We start from the raw sequence: 2,498 nt of genomic DNA, 5'->3' as shown, positions 1-2,498 counted from the left end.
GGCGGGCTGCTCGCGCTCGCCGCGATGGCCGTGGCCGGGCGGGCCGCGCGGGAGGGTCGCGGGCAGGAGCTGCTCGTGGCCCCGCGCGGTGCCCGGTTCGGCGAGGCGACCGGCCTGCTCGTGCGGGCGGAGCGCGCCGCCCGCGAGCGCGCGGACGTCGTCGAGCTGCACGAGCACCGCGCGCTCCGCCGGCCGAGCGCGCACCGGGCCGCCTGACGGGGCCCGCCGGGCCGGGCGGGGCGCCGTCAGCCGGCGAGCCCCGTCGCCCGCAGGACCTCGACGACCTCCTCGCGGGCCGGGCCGTCCAGCTCCCGCAGCGGTCGCGGCAGGCTCGGGCGGCCGGTGAGGCCCAGGTGCCCGGCCGCGGCCGCGACCACCCGCAGGCTGCCGTGGCGGGCGAAGAGCTCCCACAGCGGGAGCAGGCGCCCGGCCGCGGCCGGGTCCTCGACCACCCGCCGGGCGGCCTCGGGGAAGAGCCCGCCGACGACGGAGAACCACAGGTCGCACCCCGCCCGCAGCCCGGTCGCCGCGGAGGCGTCGCCGCTGACGCCGATCCGCACCCCCGCGGGGACGAGCGCGCGCAGCCGGTCCACCCGCTCGCGCGCCGCGGCCGGGTCGGCGGGCACCGCGGGGATCTTCAGCGCCGCGACACCGGGCAGGTGCGCGACCGCGCCGTGCAGCTCGTCGGTGAAGGTGAAGCCCGTCGTGGTGGGGTTGTCGTACACGCACAGCGGCACCGAGAGCTGCGCGGTCACGTCCTCGTAGAGGCCGAGCACCTCGTCCGGGGTCAGCGGCTGGTAGGACAGCGGCGGCAGCAGCACCGCCGCGGCCCCCGCGGCCTGGGCGTCCTCGGCCAGGGCGAGCACCTGCGCCGTGCGCAGCGCGCCGATGCCCACGAGCACCGGGACGTCTCCGGCCTCGGCGACCGCCCGCCGGGCCAGGCGGGCGCGCTGGGCGCGGTCCAGGTAGGGGTAGCCGCCCGTGGAGCCCAGCGCCCCGACGGCGTCGACCCGCGCGGCGCGCAGCCGCGCCACGAGGGCGCCGAAGGCGCGCTCGTCGACGCCGTCCTCGTCCATCGGGGTCATCGGGAAGGCGCACAGTCCGGTGAACACGACCCGTTCCTACCGCACGAGCGCGATCACCCGCGGGAGCGGTGGCACGGCCGCCGGCGTGTTCGCTGCGGGGGGAAAAGGCGGACATGGATCGCTGCGGGCGGCGGGGTGCACCACACTGGGGGGCAGAGGAGCGTCGTGCGCCCGTGCGCCCGGCGGTGGTCTCGAGAGACGGAGGACGTTCCATCCGCGCGGTGCGGAGCAGCGGAGCCGCGCGGTGAGACATCCGTTGAGTCACTGGTCTCGAGGAGACTGAGATGTTCGAGAGGTTCACCGACCGCGCCCGGCGGGTCGTCGTCCTGGCCCAGGAAGAGGCCCGGATGCTCAACCACAACTACATCGGGACCGAGCACGTCCTGCTGGGCCTGATCCACGAGGGCGAAGGCGTCGCCGCGAAGGCGATGGAGTCGCTGGGCATCTCCCTGGACGCCGTCCGCGGCCAGGTCCAGGAGATCATCGGGCAGGGCCAGCAGGCCCCGTCCGGTCACATCCCCTTCACCCCCCGCGCCAAGAAGGTGCTGGAGCTGTCGCTGCGCGAGGCGCTGCAGCTCGGGCACAACTACATCGGCACCGAGCACATCCTGCTCGGGCTGATCCGCGAGGGCGAGGGCGTCGCCGCCCAGGTCCTGGTCAAGCTGGGCGCCGACCTCGACCGGGTCCGCCAGCAGGTCATCCAGCTGCTGTCCGGCTACCAGGGCAAGGAGCCGGAGGCCGCGAGCAGCGGGCCCCAGGAGGGCACCCCGTCCGGCTCGCTGGTGCTCGACCAGTTCGGCCGCAACCTCACCCAGGCCGCCCGCGAGGGCAAGCTGGACCCGGTGATCGGCCGGGAGCCGCAGATCGAGCGCGTCATGCAGGTGCTCTCGCGGCGCACCAAGAACAACCCGATGCTCATCGGCGAGGCCGGTGTCGGCAAGACGGCCGTGGTGGAGGGCCTCGCGCAGGCGATCGTCAAGGGGGAGGTCCCCGAGACGCTCCGCGACAAGCAGATCTACACGCTGGACCTGGGCGCCCTGGTGGCGGGCTCGCGCTACCGCGGCGACTTCGAGGAGCGCCTCAAGAAGGTCCTCAAGGAGATCCGCACCCGCGGGGACATCATCCTGTTCATCGACGAGATCCACACCCTCGTCGGGGCCGGCGCCGCCGAGGGCGCCATCGACGCGGCCAGCATCCTCAAGCCCATGCTGGCCCGCGGCGAGCTGCAGACCGTGGGTGCGACGACCATCGACGAGTTCCGCAAGTACATCGAGAAGGACCCGGCCCTGGAGCGGCGCTTCCAGCCCATCCAGGTCCCCGAGCCGACGCTGGCGCACGCCATCGAGATCCTCAAGGGCCTGCGCGACCGCTACGAGGCCCACCACCGCGTCTCCATCACCGACGCCGCGCTGG

General features: G+C 75.0%; 3 protein-coding genes. 2 read left to right on the top strand and 1 reads right to left on the bottom strand.

Features of this window, described 5'->3' with window-relative positions; translation table 11 throughout:
- A partial coding sequence (locus GTQ99_RS22125) for a hypothetical protein (RefSeq protein ID WP_166617842.1) occupies positions 1-216 on the top strand: 216 nt, incomplete at its 5' end.
- A 29-nt stretch (positions 217-245) separates the two neighbouring features.
- On the opposite strand, the gene GTQ99_RS22120 is transcribed toward GTQ99_RS22125, so the two are convergent.
- Positions 246-1,112 (bottom strand): dihydrodipicolinate synthase family protein, encoded by an 867-nt coding sequence (locus GTQ99_RS22120; RefSeq protein WP_166617841.1) that lies wholly within the window; start codon positions 1,110-1,112, stop codon positions 246-248.
- 257 nt (positions 1,113-1,369) lie between these two features.
- Here GTQ99_RS22120 and GTQ99_RS22115 point away from each other — a divergent pair.
- A partial coding sequence (locus GTQ99_RS22115) for a Clp protease N-terminal domain-containing protein (RefSeq protein ID WP_166617840.1) occupies positions 1,370-2,498 on the top strand: 1,129 nt, incomplete at its 3' end.

It is taken from the genome of Kineococcus vitellinus, assembly GCF_009906315.1.
Lineage (GTDB): Bacteria > Actinomycetota > Actinomycetes > Actinomycetales > Kineococcaceae > Kineococcus > Kineococcus vitellinus.
This window is presented reverse-complemented; position numbering and strand designations above follow the sequence as displayed.